Origin of the sequence: Sphaerospermopsis reniformis (assembly GCF_005402885.1) — a bacterium.
GTDB classification, from domain to species: domain Bacteria; phylum Cyanobacteriota; class Cyanobacteriia; order Cyanobacteriales; family Nostocaceae; genus Sphaerospermopsis; species Sphaerospermopsis kisseleviana.
Map to the genome: position 1 here is coordinate 1 of NZ_BJCE01000419.1, position 2,542 is coordinate 2,542.

General features: G+C 42.1%; 3 protein-coding genes. All 3 read left to right on the forward strand.

Annotated elements, in window-relative coordinates; all coding sequences use genetic code 11:
- Positions 1 to 114: 114 nt before the first annotated feature.
- From FFR48_RS27165 to FFR48_RS29810, 3 genes are read left to right on the forward strand one after another with little or no spacing between them, the layout of a single operon-like run.
- Complete coding sequence (locus FFR48_RS27165; protein ID WP_201277696.1) at positions 115 to 444, forward strand: hypothetical protein; 330 nt, start codon at positions 115 to 117, stop codon at positions 442 to 444.
- 32 nt (positions 445 to 476) lie between these two features.
- Positions 477 to 1,400 carry a helicase-related protein gene (locus FFR48_RS29805; RefSeq protein ID WP_236104213.1) on the forward strand — a complete coding sequence of 308 codons (924 nt, stop codon included), beginning with the start codon at positions 477 to 479 and terminating at the stop codon, positions 1,398 to 1,400.
- Between the two features lie 9 nt (positions 1,401 to 1,409).
- Positions 1,410 to 2,420, forward strand: a complete 1,011-nt coding sequence (locus FFR48_RS29810) for a hypothetical protein (RefSeq protein WP_236104214.1) — start codon at positions 1,410 to 1,412, stop codon at positions 2,418 to 2,420.
- Positions 2,421 to 2,542: the final 122 nt, after the last annotated feature.

Consider the following 2,542-nt stretch of genomic DNA (forward strand, 5'->3'; position numbering starts at 1 on the left):
CCTGGTCTCATACTCGTGATCACAGACTATACATGTTGTGAAGCAACAGTGCTATATGTTGAGATAATGTACACAATCAGACACAGTTCGTATGAACACATCTCCTCACCCCCTTTGCCATCCCTCTCATCTACAACTCTCACAACCAGATCTTCAATCAACCACCACCAACCACCCCTCACCAATCCTCAATCCTCAATCCCCACTCACCACTCCCCCATCCCCAATCACCCATCACCAATCACCAATCACCAATCACCATCACCCATATCACCAGCACCTGTATCAACTTGGAATGCTGAACAAGTAGCAAAAGCAGCTAAAAGCCTGGCGGAATTTTTTAGGGGGGAAATTATCAGCTTGACAGATGATGTTTTAGATTTATCTGCTACTGGGGTTTCACCAGATGTTGAAATATATGAAACAGATTATGATTATGATTAGCTTGCAAATACTCAGTTAGGGGGCTGGTTGAGGTGAATAATACTGTAACTGACATAAATAATATTATACCAGGTCAAAAGGTAACACCGATTATTATTGATAATTTGCCAGAAAATGCCCCAGAGTTACAATTATCTCGGTTATTACAAGAATATCGTCATTTACGAGAAGAAAGATTAAAGGATGTTTCTAAAACCGCCCAAGCTGCGGCAATGTTGGTAATTACATCTTTACAAAAGCGGTTGTTATCTTCTATTGAAGCTTTTGCTCGGACTTTAAAAGTACATAGAACTGCTATAGAAAGAAGTCACGAAAGCAGGGAGAGAAATAAAAATAACACCAATTACCAATCACCAATTACCCTATTATTAGAGTCTGCGGGGGCGGATGATGACAGGGCGGAGTTACCAGAGGCAGAAATAGAAGCGGAAGAAGATGCACAAATGAGCGCCGCTAGTAGGGAAGATGGGTTACAAGCAACACCAAGGGAATTAGAGATTTTACGGCAAATGGGGGAAATTGCTGATCAAGTACGGTATCAGCCAGACCCCAGGATTATCAAGCTGATAGAGTGGATTAAAGTTAATCTTTGTCCTGATTTGGGGGAAAATAACGCTGCTTGGTTAAATAAAAGGGTGATTATTTTTACTGAATATACAGATACAAAACGCTATTTACAACAACAGTTAGAGGCAGCGATCGCCCATTCCCATCTAGCAGATAACCGCATAGATGTGTTTCATGGGGGGATAGGGGATGACAGGAGGGAAGAAATTAAACAGGCGTTTAATAGTGATCCTAGTCGGCATCCATTACGGATTTTAATTGCTACGGATGCGGCGAGAGAAGGGGTAAATTTACAGAATCACTGCGCGGATCTGTTTCATTTTGATGTACCTTGGAATCCTAGCCGGATGGAACAACGCAACGGACGGATAGATAGAAAATTACAGTGATCGCCTTTAGTGAGATGTTATTATTTTATCTTACCTCAACGGGTGGAAGATAAAGTTTTAGATGTTTTGGTACGGAAAACAGATAATATTCAGCGAGAGTTAGGCAGTCTTGCACCGGTTGTAGAGAAAAAAGTTTCCCGGTTATTAGCGGACGGTATTCGCCATCAAAACATCAATAATATTACGGAGGAAATTAATCAAGCCGATAAAATAGATACTAAAACAGAGGGGAATTTAGAAGTTATTAACGCCGAGTTGGAAGCAGCAAGAATCAGACAAAAAGACCTAAATAAACAACTGGGTGAACTGCAAGAAATGTTAAAAAAATCACAGCAATGGTTAAATTTAAGTGATCAACATTTCCGGGCGGCCATCTCTGCATCTTTAGAAATTCTCAACGCTTCCCCATTGACACTGCTGGATGAAAGTGAGGCGGTTAATAACCCGATAACTGCCCGGTGGATGATTCCAGCACTGGATCAGCAAACCGGGGCAGATCCTACTTGGTCAGCAACTTTAGATACTTTACGAGTACCGAAACAAAGAGGACAAAAACCCTGGGAATGGCGCAGGGAAGCACCTATTCGTCCGGTAGTTTTCCGTGATCCAGGTTCTTTGGATGGGGATGTAGTACATTTACATTTAGAACATCGGTTAGTACAGAGATTATTAAGCAGGTTTTTATCCCAAGGGTTTTTACATGATGAACTTACCCGTGCTTCTGTGTGTTTAACCAATGATCCGATCCCGAAAATTATTGTTTTGGGGCGGTTGTCGTTATACGGAGACAAAGCGGCCAGGTTGCATGATGAGGTGATCGCAATGGCCGCAGAATGGATAGATCCTGCAAACCGGGGTAGAAAAAGACTGCAACCATTGGGAGAAGGGGATAAACAGGATGTCTTGCAGTTGTTAGAAGACTCATTAGCGATCGCCCATTTTCATGAAGTAGGAGAAGGGATCAAAACCAGACTACAAAAACACGCAAGTCAGGATATTGCAGAACTCATTCCCCATTAGACCTGTCCGAAAATTAAAAAGGCAGTCTGTGTATGGCTTTGAGGATGTTCTCATTTCAGCCAGACTTGACGTAATCATCAGGGCTAGAGATAGTTACTGTTAGTATAGCCCGGAAAAAATGC